This is a genomic window from Dulcicalothrix desertica PCC 7102 (assembly GCF_003991905.1).
Classification (GTDB): domain Bacteria; phylum Cyanobacteriota; class Cyanobacteriia; order Cyanobacteriales; family Nostocaceae; genus Dulcicalothrix; species Dulcicalothrix desertica.
Genome location: NZ_RSCL01000018.1, coordinates 156501 through 174380 on the forward strand (window position 1 = coordinate 156501; position 17880 = coordinate 174380).

Below are 17880 nucleotides of genomic sequence, written 5' to 3' on the forward strand. Positions count from 1 at the left end.
AGGCGCCGCATTAATTGTTCTGACGGGGACGGGAAAGCGCAAACCATCAGCTTTTATCGACTTCCCCACCACCCCATATTTGCGCCATGATTAATCTTCTTTTTGATTGGGCTAAATCGGACAAAGTATCTGATATGTAGCGCTGTTCTCATCAGATTTGGTTGCAGTTAAGCTAAGAGCTTAACACGCGCTAGCTAAATCTAAGTTTTTTTGCAAGACTATAAACCCATTGGCAGGAATTACCACACGGATAATATTGTTAACAACAGGAATGACTGTTTCTAAGTTACTGACATTATTGCCACCATAACTCGTATCATCACTGTTAAATATTTCTTGCCAAAATCCTCCATTTAATTTTGAGTTCTCTATTTCGTACCCAAACGCAAAAGGTTGGTTGTTTAGACTTGCGATAACTAGCAATTTATCCTGATCGTCCCAACGTTGAAAGGCAATTACTCGGTTAGTATTGTGGATATGGATGATGTCTATGTTACGGGATTTGAGCGCAAGATTCCCTAACCGTAAGCGAATGATGTCTTGGTAAAACTTGAATAAATACTGACCTGTATTTTGACGCTGATTCTCTAAGTCTTCTCTGTTATCGAGAAAATCTTCGTATCTATAAGGCTTTTGGGCACCAACTTCTTCACCCATAAAAAACATTGGTGTACCAGCACTCAAGATTGTCATACCGCAAGCAAAACGAGTGCGTGCTTCAGCATAACGTCGAGTTTCTCCAATTAGCAGTGCTGAATTAACGGCTGCAACGATAGTTCGTTTAGATTTTTTATCAGCAGAATTTCCTGCTTCGTCGTGGGATTCATTATATACCACTTTTTTATCAGCAGAAGCTGATAAAACTCTTGCAAAATAATCCATTGCTAAAGGTATATTTGTATCAAGTCCAGCAGTTAAAATTAATTTAGCGTAGTTTGTCCCATCTTTCGCATCCCCTATTAGATTGTGGTAGAAATCAGCATACCAAGCTGCATCAAATCCCAATCCTCCTTGCTCATGAGATTGAGTGACTTTATCCCAGTCAGAATGGTCTTCGGCAATGAGGATAACATCATTGTTGATGAGTTTAAGAGTTTTAGTTAGTTCTCTTAAAAACTTGGCACCAAAAATATTCACGTTAGCTAACTGCTTATCATCAGCTTCAAGCTTATTATATTTATGCATCGAGGTTGTTTGGTCTACTCGAAACCCATCAACATGAAACTCCTCTACAAGCGCAGCAGCACTGCTAATGAACAATTTTCGTACCATTTCTTCATGGAAACGTGGTGCAGCACCTGTAGACTCATTTTTAACATAACCTTTTGTGGGGTCAACATAGTCGGATGCTTTGCCCTCGTACCAATAATAAATATTATCTTCGTGACTATTAGAATCATAGAACCACTGCGAGCGTTCGGCATCAGGGGTATAATGGTTGTAAACAACATCTAAAATTACGGCTATACCGCGACGGTGACATTCTCTAACGAAGTGCTTAAATTGGTCGCGACCTCCTGCACTAGACTCTAATGCAAAATAATGAGATGTTTCGTAACCCCAATTTACAGAATCGTCAAATTCTGACATTGGTAACAATTCAATTGCATTGACTCCTAAATCAACTAGATAGTCAAGCAGGTTGATGGCATCTTCAAAATTACCCGGTCTATTTTTCCCAAACCCAAGCGCACCGACATGAAGTTCGTAGATAATCAAATCTTCGACTCGACGCGCGATAAGTTTACCATCTCGAAATTCATCTTGCCAAAACTCTTGTTGGGGTAAAAATTCAATTTCTGGAAATACTTTTTTTTGAAAGTTTTTAGCTATTTTTTCTGGGTCAATAACTACAGAACAGCTTTTAGCTCCATCTACATCAAGGTAACTGCTGGGTATTTTTCCTTTTTCCTTGGCGTCCTTATCACCACCTTTACCTATCTGACAGCGAGAGTATAAATCTGTACGGTAGTAGGCACATTTTTCATCTTGCTTAACAATTTTAAACATGTATGGTTTTTGGTCAAATTTAGAAAAATCTGCAAGTTCGGGAGATATACTTGTATCTGTTTTCCAAATACCATTTTCTTGACAACACAACGGGATAGGCGCCTGTGTCGTATCAATTCCTGAACCATCATCCGCAATATAACCAGTAGTGCGCGTTCCAAATACAACTTCAACTCTTTTGGCATTAGGCGCCCAAACAGAAAATTGAATACCAGGTTCAGCTATACCTTGAAGATAATATTTTTGCGCTCCTAGGCGCCGACAATGAGTAAGGTAATATTCTTCTTGTTGGGGTTTGGTGCTTTTTGGTTGTAATTTAAACGAACGATGACATTCTTGCGTGTGTATATCATTAACTTCGGTAGGGATACCCCAAATATCTTGACATGAAGGACTATCTAATTTCACACCCCAGTGAAATTGCCAGCCAATTTGATTTTCATCTAATTCTACTGTTGCGGTGTAACAAGGACAACCATCTGCACCTGTTTCTAGTTGCATTTGTTTTAATGTCCATTGGTCAGAGTATTGACCACTTTCATTCCAACTACCTGTAAGACGAACGTTGGTAAAAACTTCTCTTTTAACACCAGTAAAGTAAATAAAATTAACTAGGATTTTCGACATAACTTTGGGTGATAAAAAATAAGGGATTCAGAAGAGCTTTTAGTCTATTTGCTTGCACTACTCGCTCATTTTTTCGCGAATTAGTTCGGCAATTTCGCTATATCCATAGGTAATAGCCATTTCTAGAGGTGTTTTGCCATTGTGTCCTCGTAAATCTAAGGCTACATTGGCATCTAATAATACTTGTACAGTTTCTTTACTTCTGTGCCAAACGGCATCATGAAGCACTGTGTAACCGTTATATGCTCCTTGAGCATCAAGTTCTGCTTGACCGTGTTCAACCAACAATTTTATAACTTCTGCATGTCTGGAAAAAGCAGCTTTGTGAGCAGGGTTTGCTTTCATGAGGTAGTCACCGATGCGTGGGTTTGCTCCAGCATTTAAAAGTTCACGCACAATCAGAGTGTAACCTTTGAAGGAAGCAACCAGTAAAGGTGTTTGACCGTCGTCTCCAGAACCTACTACTGGCGATTTTTCGTCAACATCCACACCTTCAGCAATTAAGGTTTTTACTGTTGCTAAGTCGTTATTGAGTACTGCTAGCATCAGTCGTTGTTCTTTAACTGCTGCCTTGTCTCGCTTTTCTCGTTCTTCCAAATAGGTGCGAATTAATTTACCCCAATTTTCTTTTTCTGGTATTGTTCCACCCGCAGTCCAGTTTGGTTTATCGCCTATAAAATCCCAAACTGTGGCTTTTACACGATTTTGGATATCAATAATGGCGCCTTGGTCGAGTAAAAATTTAACCATTGCTGGTTTTTTTGCCCAAACTGCATCAATTAGAGGTGTATTACCAATCATTGCTGATTGCAAATTGATAAGAGCGCCGTGTTGTAACAGCAAGCGTGCGATATCGACGACTCCACCTTGAGCAGCTTTATGTAGCGCTGATGCCCCTAAGCTGCTATCAACTACATGTACATCGGCTCCTGCTTTCAGCAGATTTTCGGTCATTTGTACATAACCATATCCTGCTGCAATCATTAATGGCGTTAGATGTAGGGGACCTCGCTTGTTAACATTTACACCTGATTTAATTAAATCACTGACTGTTACCAGGTCATTTGCTTCTACTGCTGCTAGTAAGGCTAATTCTGGTTGTTGGCATTCTTTTTTCATTGTAAGTTGCTTGATTGGGTTTACAACCACCGAGGGTTGTCTTTTTGTCTCTATTATTTGTTGGGTAATAGTATCTACAAATAGTGCTACATCTTTCCCAGAACGACCTGTAACTAAATCATCATCGACAACTACACCTGTTGATGAAGGTGTATAAACGGCGCCAGCGTTTATAATATCTGCAAGTACTACTTCATGACATATAACTTTGCGTCCTTTTAGCGTCTCTGGTCGGGGGGTTAATATCCACAATCCATGACAAAGTGCCCCTTTGATGATGCTGCGGTCTGCCATCGCTTTGGCAAAAAACTCAACTGCTGGTGCATGACGCGCTTGTTCAGGGTTGATTGGTTTTCCTTTTGGTGTTTCAAAATGCCGTAAGCGGACGCTTGTATAATTTGCTGCCATAATCACGGCTGCATAATCTTTAAGATTGACGTTTTTAAAGTCAATACTTACCTCTAATTGATGGATACGTTTTCCTATCTCGTCTACATCACTAATAAATTGTAGAGTTTTTTTATCCCAAAGTCGGGACATTAGATGTACGGTAGCACCGAGTTCTGTAAAACGTTGTTGATAATGTTGAATTTCTTCAGGAATAAACTCGTTTTCTACCAAAATACCTATCTTTTTACCTTTGAGAGGCATGTCTCCCATGATTTTTTCTCCTATATTAAGTTAAGTTATGTTATTGGGACAAATTCAACTACAATTTCTGCACCGATTTCTTCTTTACTAAGCTCGATTTGGAAGTTGTCGGGGTCGATGTTCGTGCGCTCAATTCCATCTATTGTGATTCTCTTAATTTCAAGAGTTCCCGGTTTAAAGAAATCAGGTAACACGTTTATTGAAAGTCTTCGAGATTTAGCATCGGGTTTGAAGTAAAGGCAAAAAGGCTCTTTTTTCACATAAGTGCTAATGTAGATGTGAGCTAAGAAGTTCAGTTCAAAAGCGTGATAGCCAGAGATTGCATGACCTGCTTTTTTACCATGATCGCCCAATATATACGGCAAACCATCATCAGTAACACGGAAGTAAATACCACCATAGTCATGGTTGAGGAAAAATAAATTCCAAAACGCCATCATCTCTCTTGCTAGACAGAGGTATTCTTCGTTGTTGGTGTAACCGTAAAGAATTAGGTAAGCCAAAATAGCTTGTTCTTGTTGCCAAAAATCTTTAGTGTTGCCCCAAACGAAATCAACTGGCATTCCGTTTTTAGGTTGTCGTTCTACACAATCAAAAATACCACCTCGGAACTGGTCTACTCCGTAAACCGCCATGTCACGTCCTAATTTTTCCGCAAACTTCATGATTTTTTCTGCTTGTTTCAAATCTGAGGTTGCATTGGCAACGCGCGTTAAATTCCAAGCAATTTTATGGTTGTGTCCAATTATTGCACGGTTTTGCTGCCATCCCCAAGTCTGGTCTGGCGTCCAATCGTGAAAGAATCTTTCATTAATATACGGAATTTCGGGATTAGCATCAGGAAACTTTTCAACTATGAGTTTCGTCTGCTCGTCGAGCATTTTTTTGCAAATATCAACGAATTCAATCAAAAATTGCGTATCTGCTGATTTGGGAATTGGATTTAAAGCCAAAATCAAGTTAATTAGATAAGCTGGTATATGATCGCCGATGGAATTCCAATTCTTTTTAGATTTATTGCGATATCCATCATCATCGCGATTGAGAGCATCGCTATCGGTTGTGAGAGTTGCGTAATCTAGGTGCGAAAAGTGACCACCATATTCAGATGTATCAAGATAGAACTTGTTAAAGGTGTGAACTGTACGCTTGATATCTTCGAGTACTTCCCATTCCTGGGTAATACGGTAGTATTGAGCCAATCCTGCCAAAGCATAAATTTGCTCGTAAAGTGGAATTGTGTTCTTGTCTTCCTGGTTTGTAGAAGGAACAATCAACTTAGAACCGCGTTTGCCATGTGCCCAAAAACAGTACTTGCCATCATGGCTCAAACTGCGGAATGTCTCTCTTTGATACTCAACACCAGCACGTGCAGCATGTAAATATCTTTCGCATCCTGTAAGTAAATATGCAGAGGAAAACCCGTAAGTTAATCTTGAAAGGGTAGCGCACTCCTGGATAGTGTCGTCTGTTGGTTCGCCAGCAATACCTAAGTTAGTTCGATAAAGAGTATAGTCATTGATATTAAGTTGATAATTTGGCTTATCACCAAACATATCTTGCAACCAAGTATCAGCCAAACGACTAATTTGGTTTAACCACCAATGCGTTGCTTCAAATAAGTACTCACCATCTTCAGAGTTGAGGATATGAACAGTACGTGCATCAAATTGAGCTTTTTCTTTGTCTTCAAGATAAACCCCATACAATGCTACCAAGCGACCGAGGCGAATATACTTTTTCACCGTCTGTGCTGGGTCTTTGGAATTAAAATCGGAAGGGGTTGGAACGCGGTCCCGCTCCAGTCCATCTAAGTTCTTTAAGACTCTAAAATTTGTTTCTGTACCTATCGAAACAGTAAATTCGTCACCGCTACGGCATTTAATATCAAACGTACCTTTTTCCGATTGAATAGCGGTAATAGTTCCCATTAATGCAACACTTGCAGAAAATCTTGTTTTCATGACTTAAACCTTCTTAAAGTAAATGTAGGCATGTTGATATCCTTTTCTCATTATTGATTTAACTTAGACATTCAAAAAAAATGATTATATAAATCAAACTTATTTACTTTCATTTTTTATATAAATTTCCGTGAAATCATTCTCTATAAAGAAAACTAATTTATGCTGTTATTTTTATTTAAAAATATACGCCAGCATCTATCAAAAAGTAGGGGTTAAAAAATCTTCTGGCTTAACATCGTAACCACCAAAATCATCTACATACCGCAGAATAGAAGTGCCAAATTCATCACTAGTTACTTCGTTTTTAAGCAAAAGATTTGCTAGTCCATAGGCGCCTCTAAGATGTGCCCCTGCTAAAATGCCAGAGATGGTGATTGTGATGGTTTTTGACCGTCCATTATCAATAAATGTTTTTTGTTGACCCAGATAATTATCGATTGACTTTCCCTGCTGTCTGAGGGTATCGTTAATACGCTGCCAATTCAGAGCAAAAGCCTCACGAATACAGGCTTCTTGAACATTAGGCGAATTCATAAATTTTGATTTGCTATCAACACCCCTCTTTAGAGTCCATGTACCGCGCCAATAATTTTTATCAACTCCATTTCCTCCACCAGTATAAGGATTAGAAGTGTTATAGTAACCGAGGTCAATCAGTAGTGCTTCTCCAAATTGGTATTTACCAATAAAACCAAGTGTATTTTCTACTTGATATTGCCCTGGATTTCCTGCTGGTAGTCCTGATTCAAATGCGCCTAATGCTTCTAGCATATCCCTGAAATTACCTTTGCTCGCACCAGGATTGGGTTGAGGTTGATTAACTCCAGGTATAATAAGTGTCATCCCAACTGTGATTTGGTTGGGGTCATTGCCAATGCGAGCGCGATTTGCTTCGTAAATTTTACGCCATGATGCTTCACTTCCATCACCATAAAATTTATCAGCAATTTTGGATAGGGTATCACCAGTTTGTACGGTATATTCGCTCATGATTGTATCCTTTAGTAAATTAAGTGTAATTAGAATCTAACGAAATAAAAGAAATGGTTTGGAATTGATAACTTATTTGTCAATATAAATTTATTGACAAGTTTTGATTACAGAATGTCAGCTTAATTGGCGAACATAGCGATATTATTAATAATTGCTAAACAAGCTCATTGCTATTTATATAGGGAGCATCCAGTGAAGGGCAGAGCGACTTTTTTAGACCTACCGTATATCTTGCACCATTCTCAACAAGCTCAAAGAAACCGGGCTTCTTTACGAGATACTAAGGGTTTCTAGCAAAATTTTTCTCAAGAAGCCCGGTTTCTCGGACTGGTGCAAGATGTGAGCTACCGTATAGTCACGTTTCTGGCGCAAAGTACTTATGTTTCTTCCACTCATTGGATGCTCCCTGTATATAAATAGGTAAAAGCCTTACTCCAGGCGGGAAGAGTGAATTTAAACGTGTAAATTATCAACCCGACTATTACTCATGCTCAAATGAGTAAATTCTTTTCATTTTGTTAGAAGGGTCGTTGTCCCGTAACATTTCCCGGAGCAACATAACGGCAGACAAGTGTTGTTTGTCCATCAGGCCCTTCAGCAACAGCGCATCCTACTTCAGTTGTATTTCGCCAAACCATCTGAGTATAATGACCGACATCACCAAAATTGCCAGTTGTACTAAAGTTTGGACTTGGACCCATCACAAAATGCTGTTTTTCATTTCCCCAGCTCTCAACCATTTGAGTATAGCTAAAATGACCTGATGTACCCTTCCAAAGATTTTCTCCTTCCCCATCTCGTTGACTATGTTCAAATGAGCGATTAGCAGCAAGATGATTTGCCCAGTCTTGAGCATGACTTGCCAAAGTATCAGACCAAGCCAGAGGTGGAACACCGACTTCTGCACGATAACGATTGTGAGCATTGAGGATTTCTCCTGCCATACCTCCAACCGATGGGCTAGGCAATGGACTAGGCGATGGACCAGGTGCAGGTGATGAACCAGACCCATCAGGAATACAGAGTTCCTGCCCTGCCTGTAACGTTGCCGCATCTGCGTCTGTAACAAGCGCACCATCTGCTTTTCGGATTTCACCCCAACGCTTACCATCCCCTAAATGTTGTTGAGCAATCGCATACAGCGTATCTCCTGCTTTAACAGTGTATGACTTACCGGATGTACAAAGCATAAATTCAACTCCCAAAAATAAATTACAAAATTGCTGTGACTGACTTTGCACCTAGCTCAATCGCCAGGGCGAACGGTATCAACAAAGATGTCAATCTTGTTGCCGATAATTGCAGTTAACTATAACGAATTGCATGAATCTTGTACTCTAGTGGTTAGAAACCGCAGCTATACAGATATGCCTTGGCTCACAAGTAAAGCTAAATTTCTAATTTAGTCCACGCGCGTGAACTCAACGTCGTATAGCTGCGAATTCGATTCGCTAGATATTTGTGCAGTAGAGCTACTGCCTATGTCACCTTGGATAGTGCAATCCAAAGTTATCTAGCAACGTGTTCCGCCAAGCTGTACTAGGGAATTTGCAAAACTTGTCCAGGACGCAGAAAATTCTTATCGCTTCCAATTACCGCTTTGTTTGCTTCATATATCTTTTGACCATTGGCATCGGAACCATCACCATAGACAGCTAGTGCAATTTTCGATAGGTCATCACCGGGCTTGACTGTGTAAGTTGACATGATTAATCTCCTTTTTGATTGGGCTAATGTGGACAAAGTATCTAATGATGTAGCCTTGTTCTCATCAGATTTGGTTGCAGTTAAGCTCTTGGCTTAACTATGTTTTAACTCTTTCCTCTCTGATAGTATCTTTTTGACTCGAATATATAATTCATTATTTTTCGCTCTTTTGAGAAGATGAGAGTTAATTATTTTTCGGTCTGATAATATCTCGTCGTGATATGGATGATGTTTAATGCTGCTGAGATTGTAGAATTATACCAGCAGCATACGGAAGATACAGGACAGTACACAGAACAAAAAACTTCTACAAGCTTAACAACTGAAGACCCACAATTAAAGCTAGAAATTACCGAAGACCTTTTACGTGACCATTTGTCAAAATGGCGCCTTTTTCACCAAGATGTAGAATTTGATACTTCTAAATACAAAAACTTGGTTGTAATTGCCAGCAATATCAAATTTTGTTTGTGTTAAGTAAATTATCCGTTACAAACTTCTATACTGCATGTATAAGTGATACACAAGTTCTGATTTGGGTAGAATTAGTTGTAAAAAAATTTATTCAAACCTGCATAAGTTGAAGTGAAAAAAACCCATATATATTAATTACCAAAAAAATTATATTTCTAACCTTTTACGAATCTATCTAAAGATATATATTTAATTTAATATGTATTAATTTTCACATAGTTATGCTAGTAAGTATAAATACAATTAAACTTGAAATTTTGCGTAATCTTGCCCAAGCGCAGTGTTAATTTAATGTAAATACTCAATTTTGATACTAGCAATGAAAAAATTAGTTGTTCTAAACCCAGATGGTAATCTACCACCATCTGCTACTTTGCAAACAATAATTGAGCAGTGGCAGTCAAATTATCGTAGTTTGGCAAATTCTAATCGCGCTTAATAAAATTAAAATGTTTTTGTCTAAACGATGTCTAATAACTTTTTGAACTTTTGACAACAAGTTGACTTATCACTTAATCACACTTATTTAACCATAATCCTTTAATTTAAAGGGTTTTGAGGTAATAATATCTTATCAAGCGATAACTCTATTAAAGATTAGGAGAGAAAATGACCAATATTTTAGTAAGTGATACTAACCCTGAAACCACAGAGCTATTAGTAAAATGTTTGGAAACAGCAGGGTTTGAGGTAATTAGTACAGAGAACGGTGCTGTTCGTGTTCATCGAACACATAATAAATTCTTTACTACCACAGAGTATCAACAATCAAATATTATATCGACATCTATATTTCCACCCATTCCTAGGCTGCGTGACGTGTTTGAGTTCATTGAATTGAATTATCGTCAAAATATTAAGCTAAAAGAAGTAGCTCAAGCAGTCGGTTATTCTTCAGCTTACTTAACCGACTTAGTGCGGCGCCTGACTGGAAAAACAGTAAATAATTGGATTATCGAGCGTCGTATAGAGGAAGCAAAGCGCTTGCTGTTAGAAACTAACTATTCTGTTGAAAAGATTGCTTTGGATGTAGGCTATCAAAATATGAATCATTTTTACTGTCAGTTTCGCAATTATTATAAAAATACTCCCCGTGCTTGGAGAGCGCAGCAACAATCTTACAGTACTAATTAACTATTTTAATCGATGACTAAATACGAATAAATGAATTTTAATTGATGCGTGACGCTACAAAATTTTCCAATTCAGTGATAGACAGTCGTGGCCTGATCGCACCCTACAATAGGAGAGGCGCTCGATAGGGACAGGGTAAATGGTACGGTTAGAACTTTGGCAATGGCTGGTTTTGGGACTTCCCATAGCATCTATTATTGGTTTTCTGTTAGTTGCTGCGGGAATGCAAATCCATGAATGGCGCCTAAACTGGATATGGGCAGTTTTTACTGTTACGCTGGTTGTATGGCGCCAGTTGCTAGTAAAGTGGACGAAACCAGTTTTAACGCAAGTTGAGGAAGTAGTCGCAGAAATAAGTCGCGATTTAGAGTCACAAGATGATACGGTAGCGGTAGGAACTAAAGCGAGTCAGGTTGAAAGTGCTTTAAAAGAAGTTTTGGAAGCATCGCAAAATGACGTGGCGATATGGGAAGATATACAAACTTTTTGGCAACGGTGTCTTGATTTAGTCGCAGCGATTGCGCGAATATATTATCCTGACGTTAAATATCCTCAGCTAAATATATATGTTCCGCAAGCTTACGGGTTAATTCGGGGAACCGTCAATGATATGGATAGCTGGATGCAAAAGCTATCACCCGCATTAAACCAGGTAAGTATTGCCCAAGCATTTGAAGCATACGAAGTATATCAAAAGCTCGAACCTTCTGCACGTAAGTTATTAAGAGTTTGGAATGCGGCACAATGGATATTTAACCCCGCTGCTGCAGTAGCTAAACGCGCTTCGCAAAGCTACAATAACAAAGCAAATCAGCAATTACTGGGAAATTTAAACCAGTTGATGCGCGAAGCTGCTTTAAGAAACTTGTGTAAGCAAGCTGTGACTCTCTACAGTGGTAAAGCTGATACATCTACTTTTATACCAACACCGACATTACCACAGCAGCCCAAAACCGAAACTTTACGTGATATCCTTATTCAAGCTCAACCTGTAGAACAAGTCGAAATTAAACCCGTTAATATTCTTATTGTCGGTCGTACAGGCGCCGGAAAAAGCAGTTTAATAAATACACTATTTCAATCTGAGTTAGCCGAAGTAGACGTATTACCAAGCACCGATAAAATACAAAGCTATCATTGGCAAACTGATAATAAAGAAACATTAACACTTTTAGATACACCAGGTTACGAACAAGTGAATCGAGGCGCCTTACGTGATACAGTTTTAGAATATACACACAAAGCAGATTTACTATTATTAGTAACTCCAGTCCTCGACCCTTCATTACAGATAGATGCAGACTTTTTGCGTGATATAAAAGCCGAAGTTAATGACTTACCTACAATATCAATTGTTACCCAAGTTGATAAATTACGCCCCATTCGAGAATGGGAACCACCTTATGACTGGCAATATGGAGAGAAACCAAAAGAAGTTGCAATTCGTGAAGCTGTGCAATATCGTGCAGAATTACTTAGCAACTATTGCGATATCATATTACCTGTTGTAACAAGTGATATTAAAACAAATCGTCAAGGATGGGGAATAGATACATTATCATTGGCGTTAATCGAATCAATTAACCCAGCTAAACAACAGCGACTAGCTAGATTTTTGCGTGATGTTGATGCGAAAAGTCTAGCAGCAGCAAAGATTATTGATAGCTATACGTTCCAAATGACAACTGCACAAGGAGTGACTGCGTTATTGAAAAGTCCTGTGCTGCAATTTATTTCTACTGTGTCTACAGGTTCACCTGCACTTGCTAACTTATTAGCACAGAAAATACCCGCAGAGCAGTTACCTATTGTTATAGGTAAGTTACAAATAGCATATGAATTATTTTCATTGTTAAATCCAGATAGCGCAAACCCTCTTAGTTTTGACTTGCGGTCATTATGGACGCTGCTTCTAGATAATACATCGGCGCCTGACCGTAATGCATGGGCATTTGGAAGGGCTTTAGTTGAGTATTGGACACAAAACTTAACAGTTGAACAACTAAGACAAAGGTTTGAGTTTTATTTGCAATCCTAGTGTGAGGGTAGCTGACAACGGATGTAACGGATGGGTTATGGAGTGGGGAAAGTTGCATCTTTGTAATAAAAATGTTAAGTTTAGTTTATAGAAAATCGCAAAACCAAAAAGAAAACTTATAAAATTGGTTTAGTGATTGAGAAATTCAGTTGGCTGAACGACTATGCCATCGAAGCTTTGTAAGGAAATGATAGATAAATCTCAGTTTAGCTTTACTGAGTGTCCATAAAAGAGTGGCGCCTTTTTGATAAGTGGTTCTAGCGAGTCTGAGCTTAAAGTAACCTCAATTGGAGCATTATTATTATGTCGAAAGAGAAAAAGGGCAATAGAGAAGCCAAAAAGCCCAAAAAAGAATCTGATGGTAGCAAGAAGGAAAAAAAAGACCCTAATAGACACGATGGCCCAGTAGTGCGTGTAGCAAAAAAATCAAATGAACCACGAAACCCTTAAGGTTTTCTAATTAACGTATGTAGAGACGTGATGTTCCTCGCGTCTCTACTAAAGCGATTGCAAAAGGTAGTAATCTAAAAAACTATATGCTTTCAAACGCATTTCTTCTGAAAATCCATGTTTACCAGGATAGATGTGTCGCTCAAGCTTGCCAAAAGAAAATGCATCCGAAGCGTACTCATAAATAGCTTCGATGTTTTGACTAAACTTACAACAATCCTTTCAAGACTCGATATAAAATATTACTTGTATTACTTTGGATTCAGTTTTGTACGTATTTATGTTAGTTTTGTTCCAGTTGCGTAGATAAAATAATTATCTGTTACTTTGATATCAGGTTGAAATCCAGCTTGTGTTAGCTTATCGTGAAGTTGTTCTGGCTGATAAAAGAGTTTAACAATTTGGTATTCTTGACCATTATTTAATTTTCTACTTACATATATATCCTTATCATCTTTCAAAGTATGATTTTTAGCTGTAGATGTAGGCTCGTAACGAGAGTCAATAGTAAATATCTTTCCACTGGGTCGCACTGAATTATATACTTTTTCTAAAAAGGCATCGATTAATTCTGGTGGTACATGCGATAACCAAAATGAAAAAAACACTAAATCATATTCTCTATCGGGTTCCCATGCGAATAAATTCAATTGGTGATAATCAACTTTAGGTGAGTTTAGTTTGTAACGATTAATTTCAATTACTTCCTGAAAGGCATCTATTGCAGTAATATTATTGCCAATATTCAAAATTTCTTGTGTCCAGATACCTGTTCCTGACGCTAGTTCTAAAATATCATTGAATTTACCAAGTTGACGTAATGCACTTTTTAATATATTAACCTCATTAAACCAACGCTTGTTGAGCTTCTCTCCACGGTCATAACGTCCCTGTCTATAAAACCATTCATCATATTCACTTGCGCGCGCACGGTAATATTCAATTTGTTGTTGAATGATATTACTTATCATAGTTCGTTTTTTATTTAAAGCTTATGTACTACTTTACATAAACACCTGTAATATTTTACTTTAATTATAATAAATCTAGCAAAGCTTGTTTTAAATACTTAGGCGCCGATAGAATTCGTTAAACAATTACACTATCTTACCTCTGTGCCCTAGAAGTCTCCGTGGTAAGATAAACAATTTTTACTACATAGGCACAGTAGAGACGCGATAGAGACGCGATAGAGACGCGATTAATCGCGTCTCTACAGAGAAATATTCTTAATTCACAAGCTTTGAGAAGGGGTAATTAATGTGTTAGAACTTTATAGCTATTATCGTTCTACAGCATCTTATCGGGTCAGGATTGTATTAGAACTAAAAAAAATACCTTATATTTATAGGAGCGTCTATAAATTACGAAAAAATGACCCAGAGTTTACGGCATTTTATAGCAACATTAATCCTCAAGAGATGGTTCCAACTCTTATTGATAATGAAGCTGCTATTAGTCAGTCTTTAGCTATTATTGAATATCTTGAAGAGCGCTATCCTGAACCAGCACTTTTGCCAAATGACCCTTTAGCACGAGCTTATGTACGCCAAATTTCTCAGTTAATAGCTTGCGATATACATCTTTTAAGTATTATGAGGGTTCGTAAGTTTTTTACTTCGACAATGGATTTTAGCTTTTCGCAAAAAAGGAATTGGTATCATCACTGGGTAAATGAAGGTTTAAAAGCTTTAGAAGAACTTCTGAAGTTAAATAAATTTCGTGGTAGCTTTTGCTATGGAAATGAACCAACTATAGCAGATGCATTCCTAGCGCCTCAAGTTTATAATGCTGAACGGTTTGAATGTTCTTTATCTCCATATCCAATTATTCGACAAATTAATGAAGTATGCATGAACCATCCTGCATTTATTGCTGCACAACCGCATTTACAACCTGATGCCTCAGAATATAATCCTAACGATGAATATTAAAAAAATGGCTATTTATGATTCAATTGGTAAACAATATAAAAAAACACGCATACCTGATTTCCGTATTGTAAACAAAATAATAGAATTACTCGATTTACAACAGGGTAGTATAATTGCTGATATTGGCGCCGGAACTGGGGGTTATGCTCAAGCTATTGCAAATCTAGGATTTTCTGTTTACGCTGTAGAACCATCATCAGTGATGCGTACACAAGCATGTTCAACATCTCAAGTAAAATGGTTTACTGGATATGCAGAAGCTTTGCCTTTACCAGATAAATCTGTTGATGCAGTAATAAGTATTTTGACAATTCATCATTTTTCTAATTTGGAAAAATCTTTTCAAGAAATGTACCGCATTACTAAATCAGGAAAGATTGTCTTGTTAACTTTTGATATAAGACTTGCACAGAAAATATGGCTTTATGATTATTTTCCTTGGCTTAGAGAAAATGCGCTAAAATTTATACCACTGAATGAAATTATTAACCTAATTGAAAAGAACACTCAAACACATGTAGAATCTTCTCCTTTGACGCTACCACATGATTTATCTGATTTATTCGCTGCTGCCGCATGGAGGCGCCCAGAATTATATCTTCAACCTGAAGTGCGTGCTGGAATATCATCCTTTGCTTTGGCTGATTCAAATTTAGTTGAGGCTGGAGTAAAGTCCCTAACAACAGACTTAAGTAACGGTCAATGGGAAGCAAAATATGGTGAAATACGTACTTATACAGAGATAGATGTAGGTTATCGTTTTTTGCAAGCGACAAATAGATAAGTTATGAACAATTTGGCGCCTTTACGATAATTTATAAAGACTATCGGTTTTAGTGTTTAAGTAGTAGGTTTTTAACTAAAAAAGTGTTTTGCTAAAAATTGAAGCATTACTGTTACCACTGCATCTGCCGACTCAATTAAAAAACCATGACCAGAATTTTCTATAACGAAAAGTTCGGAATTAAAAATACCATCAGCAAGTTGCTTAGAAAATGCTACGGGAGTTAGAATATCTTCTTTTCCTACTACAACTAATGTTGGACAAGCAATATTGCTGATACGGTCACTTGTATCATTGTGAAGAATAGCTCGACTTTGATGATAAATTGCGTGCGGTGGTGGTAAAAATGGGTAGTAATCAATAATAGTAGCAATATCGTTAATACGTCCATCTATGTAAAAATTTTTAGTATACATCCAAGGTAATAAGCTTTTTTGAAAAATTCTTGCTTCTAATTGATTAGATAAGTCACCAAACATTTCAATAATCGAATTAAACTTAGCATCTCCTTTTGCCCAAGATGAAAGTAATATTAAACTTTTGACTTTTTCAGGATTGAAGACAGTTAATTCTTGAGCAATTTGTCCACCCATTGAATGACCTGCTACGTGTGCTTGGGTAATTCCCAAATAATTTAATAGTGCTGCTGTATCATCAGCCATTTGTTTAATAGTATATGGACTGTCTGGCGCCGAGCTTTTCCCTACTCCTCGGTTATCTAATCGAATTACTTGATATTTCTTTATAAGTGCTGGTACAACTGCCGACCAGTAGGAGCTATCACAATCAAATCCAGCAATTAATATAAGAGGTTCACCCGTTCCTTGAACGTTGTAAAATAAATCAATTCCGTTGACATTAATTTTTTGCATAATGATTACTCTTACAGCATCGTGCGTTGTAACTCAGGGAAAACTTTCGATACTTTACTCAATATATAATCTCCGTATGTACTTTGAAGTTTATGTACACTGGCGTCATCCCAGCGTTCGCTTCTATCATCTACAATTACTTTACCTATGTTAAAAATAATCTTACCAACAGAACTTGCCTTTTTGGTCGAGCCACATCTCCCACAAGATACTAAATTTATCTGCGTAAACCCTGATGGTGACTTTGATGGTGATATTAGCGATGCTGAAGTCTACTTTAACGGGTTTAAATTAAAAAATACGACGCTTCATAAAGTATTAGCAGCAGCACCAAGCATACGCTGGCAGCATACACCAAGTTCAGGTGTGAATCATATTCTTACACCTATATTTTTAGAACGCTATATAACTCTTACCAACGGTTCGGGAGTTCATGCTATACCCATTGCTGAATTTGTGCTGAACTTTATGCTCTACCATGCCAAAAATGTCCAGAAGTTGCAAAGTTTGCAAGCAGACAGGTCTTGGAATAAATGGTTTGAGTTACAGGAATTATATAACAAAACTGTATTAATTATTGGTACGGGAACTATTGGTAAAGAAATTGCTGTTCGCGCAAAAGCTTTTGGTATGAATGTTTGGGGTAGTCGTCGCAATCCTGAACCGTTACCTAATTTTGATAAAATAGTCGGCGCCAATTCATGGCAATCTCTACTTCCACAGGTAGACTATTTGGTAGTTGCCACACCGCTAACTCCAGAAACCAAAGGTTTAATAAACGCTTCGGTACTACGGTCAATGCGTCCGACTGCTTACTTTATTAATATAGCTCGCGGCGCCATTGTGGATGAAGAAGCATTACTTACCGCACTACGTGAAAATTGGATTGCTGGTGCCTCCTTAGACACCTTTATTACTGAACCTTTACCACCAGAAAGTCCTTTTTGGTCATTACCTAATGTATTTGTTACACCACATAATTCAGCGCTAACTCCACAGCTTTACGACCGAATTGTGTCATTGTTTCTTGATAATTTAAATAGATATCGAACTGGTCAGCCGTTACGTAATGTTATAGATAAACACATAGGTTATTAAGTAATTTTCACGAAGTAATATA

General features: G+C 37.8%; 15 protein-coding genes. 7 read left to right on the forward strand and 8 right to left on the reverse strand.

Annotation, left to right across the window (positions count from 1 at the left end):
• Window positions 1–180: 180 nt before the first annotated feature.
• The 6 genes from DSM106972_RS32950 to DSM106972_RS32975 form a co-directional block, all read right to left on the reverse strand.
• A complete protein-coding gene (locus tag DSM106972_RS32950; protein ID WP_127084650.1) occupies window positions 181–2637 on the reverse strand; it encodes an alpha-amylase family glycosyl hydrolase in 2457 nt (818 codons plus the stop codon).
• 57 nt (window positions 2638–2694) lie between these two features.
• The gene (locus tag DSM106972_RS32955) at window positions 2695–4416 is read right to left on the reverse strand and encodes an ankyrin repeat domain-containing protein (protein WP_127084651.1); all 1722 of its coding nucleotides are present in this window, start codon (window positions 4414–4416) and stop codon (window positions 2695–2697) included.
• A gap of 26 nt (window positions 4417–4442) precedes the next feature.
• Window positions 4443–6371, reverse strand: coding sequence for an AGE family epimerase/isomerase (locus DSM106972_RS32960; RefSeq protein ID WP_127084652.1), 1929 nt, complete (start codon window positions 6369–6371; stop codon window positions 4443–4445).
• A 201-nt stretch (window positions 6372–6572) separates the two neighbouring features.
• Window positions 6573–7364: a LysM peptidoglycan-binding domain-containing protein gene (locus DSM106972_RS32965; protein ID WP_127084653.1), complete on the reverse strand. Its 792-nt coding sequence runs from the start codon at window positions 7362–7364 to the stop codon at window positions 6573–6575.
• Between the two features lie 521 nt (window positions 7365–7885).
• The gene (locus tag DSM106972_RS32970) at window positions 7886–8557 is read right to left on the reverse strand and encodes a CAP domain-containing protein (RefSeq protein ID WP_127084654.1); all 672 of its coding nucleotides are present in this window, start codon (window positions 8555–8557) and stop codon (window positions 7886–7888) included.
• A 349-nt stretch (window positions 8558–8906) separates the two neighbouring features.
• Window positions 8907–9074 (reverse strand): LysM peptidoglycan-binding domain-containing protein, encoded by a 168-nt coding sequence (locus DSM106972_RS32975; protein WP_083605030.1) that lies wholly within the window; start codon window positions 9072–9074, stop codon window positions 8907–8909.
• Window positions 9075–9299: 225 nt separating this feature from the next.
• Here DSM106972_RS32975 and DSM106972_RS54045 point away from each other — a divergent pair, with 225 nt between their 5' ends.
• The 4 genes from DSM106972_RS54045 to DSM106972_RS52295 all read left to right on the forward strand — a co-directional run bounded on the left by DSM106972_RS54045 (window position 9300) and on the right by DSM106972_RS52295 (window position 13170).
• Entirely contained in the window at window positions 9300–9551 is a 252-nt protein-coding gene (locus DSM106972_RS54045) for a hypothetical protein (protein WP_233787414.1), read from the forward strand.
• A 606-nt stretch (window positions 9552–10157) separates the two neighbouring features.
• A complete protein-coding gene (locus DSM106972_RS32985; protein WP_127084655.1) occupies window positions 10158–10682 on the forward strand; it encodes a helix-turn-helix domain-containing protein in 525 nt (174 codons plus the stop codon).
• Between the two features lie 139 nt (window positions 10683–10821).
• Window positions 10822–12720, forward strand: coding sequence for a GTPase family protein (locus tag DSM106972_RS32990; protein ID WP_127084656.1), 1899 nt, complete (start codon window positions 10822–10824; stop codon window positions 12718–12720).
• 303 nt (window positions 12721–13023) lie between these two features.
• On the forward strand, window positions 13024–13170 hold the full coding sequence (locus tag DSM106972_RS52295; RefSeq protein ID WP_170213616.1) for a hypothetical protein: 147 nt from the start codon (window positions 13024–13026) through the stop codon (window positions 13168–13170).
• A 278-nt stretch (window positions 13171–13448) separates the two neighbouring features.
• Here DSM106972_RS52295 and DSM106972_RS32995 read toward each other — a convergent pair whose 3' ends face one another.
• The gene (locus tag DSM106972_RS32995; protein ID WP_127084657.1) at window positions 13449–14141 is read right to left on the reverse strand and encodes a class I SAM-dependent methyltransferase; all 693 of its coding nucleotides are present in this window, start codon (window positions 14139–14141) and stop codon (window positions 13449–13451) included.
• A gap of 291 nt (window positions 14142–14432) precedes the next feature.
• Here DSM106972_RS32995 and maiA point away from each other — a divergent pair, with 291 nt between their 5' ends.
• Both maiA and DSM106972_RS33005 read left to right on the forward strand, forming a co-directional pair.
• Window positions 14433–15104, forward strand: a complete 672-nt coding sequence (gene maiA, locus DSM106972_RS33000; protein WP_127084658.1) for a maleylacetoacetate isomerase — start codon at window positions 14433–14435, stop codon at window positions 15102–15104.
• A complete protein-coding gene (locus tag DSM106972_RS33005) occupies window positions 15094–15888 on the forward strand; it encodes a class I SAM-dependent methyltransferase (protein WP_233787415.1) in 795 nt (264 codons plus the stop codon). Before maiA ends, DSM106972_RS33005 begins: the two co-directional genes overlap by 11 nt.
• A gap of 71 nt (window positions 15889–15959) precedes the next feature.
• On the opposite strand, the gene DSM106972_RS33010 is transcribed toward DSM106972_RS33005, so the two are convergent.
• A complete protein-coding gene (locus DSM106972_RS33010; protein ID WP_127084659.1) occupies window positions 15960–16760 on the reverse strand; it encodes an alpha/beta fold hydrolase in 801 nt (266 codons plus the stop codon).
• 147 nt (window positions 16761–16907) lie between these two features.
• Between DSM106972_RS33010 and DSM106972_RS33020 the strand changes: the two genes are divergently transcribed.
• The gene (locus DSM106972_RS33020) at window positions 16908–17858 is read left to right on the forward strand and encodes a D-2-hydroxyacid dehydrogenase (protein WP_127084660.1); all 951 of its coding nucleotides are present in this window, start codon (window positions 16908–16910) and stop codon (window positions 17856–17858) included.
• The last annotated feature ends 22 nt before the right edge of the window (window positions 17859–17880 follow it).

Excerpts from the sequence above, each read along its gene's own strand:
- DSM106972_RS32995 (WP_127084657.1), bottom strand. The coding sequence starts at position 14,141 with ATGATAAGTAATATCATTCAACAACAAATTGAATATTACCGTGCGCGC.
- DSM106972_RS33005 (WP_233787415.1), top strand. The coding sequence starts at position 15,094 with ATGAATATTAAAAAAATGGCTATTTATGATTCAATTGGTAAACAATAT.
- DSM106972_RS32990 (WP_127084656.1), top strand. The coding sequence starts at position 10,822 with ATGGTACGGTTAGAACTTTGGCAATGGCTGGTTTTGGGACTTCCCATA.
- DSM106972_RS32965 (WP_127084653.1), bottom strand. The coding sequence starts at position 7,364 with ATGAGCGAATATACCGTACAAACTGGTGATACCCTATCCAAAATTGCT.
- DSM106972_RS52295 (WP_170213616.1), top strand. The coding sequence starts at position 13,024 with ATGTCGAAAGAGAAAAAGGGCAATAGAGAAGCCAAAAAGCCCAAAAAA.
- DSM106972_RS32960 (WP_127084652.1), bottom strand. The coding sequence starts at position 6,371 with ATGAAAACAAGATTTTCTGCAAGTGTTGCATTAATGGGAACTATTACC.
- DSM106972_RS33010 (WP_127084659.1), bottom strand. The coding sequence starts at position 16,760 with ATGCAAAAAATTAATGTCAACGGAATTGATTTATTTTACAACGTTCAA.
- DSM106972_RS54045 (WP_233787414.1), top strand. The coding sequence starts at position 9,300 with ATGATGTTTAATGCTGCTGAGATTGTAGAATTATACCAGCAGCATACG.
- DSM106972_RS32970 (WP_127084654.1), bottom strand. The coding sequence starts at position 8,557 with ATGCTTTGTACATCCGGTAAGTCATACACTGTTAAAGCAGGAGATACG.
- DSM106972_RS33020 (WP_127084660.1), top strand. The coding sequence starts at position 16,908 with ATGTTAAAAATAATCTTACCAACAGAACTTGCCTTTTTGGTCGAGCCA.
- DSM106972_RS32950 (WP_127084650.1), bottom strand. The coding sequence starts at position 2,637 with ATGTCGAAAATCCTAGTTAATTTTATTTACTTTACTGGTGTTAAAAGA.
- DSM106972_RS32975 (WP_083605030.1), bottom strand. The coding sequence starts at position 9,074 with ATGTCAACTTACACAGTCAAGCCCGGTGATGACCTATCGAAAATTGCA.
- DSM106972_RS32985 (WP_127084655.1), top strand. The coding sequence starts at position 10,158 with ATGACCAATATTTTAGTAAGTGATACTAACCCTGAAACCACAGAGCTA.
- DSM106972_RS32955 (WP_127084651.1), bottom strand. The coding sequence starts at position 4,416 with ATGGGAGACATGCCTCTCAAAGGTAAAAAGATAGGTATTTTGGTAGAA.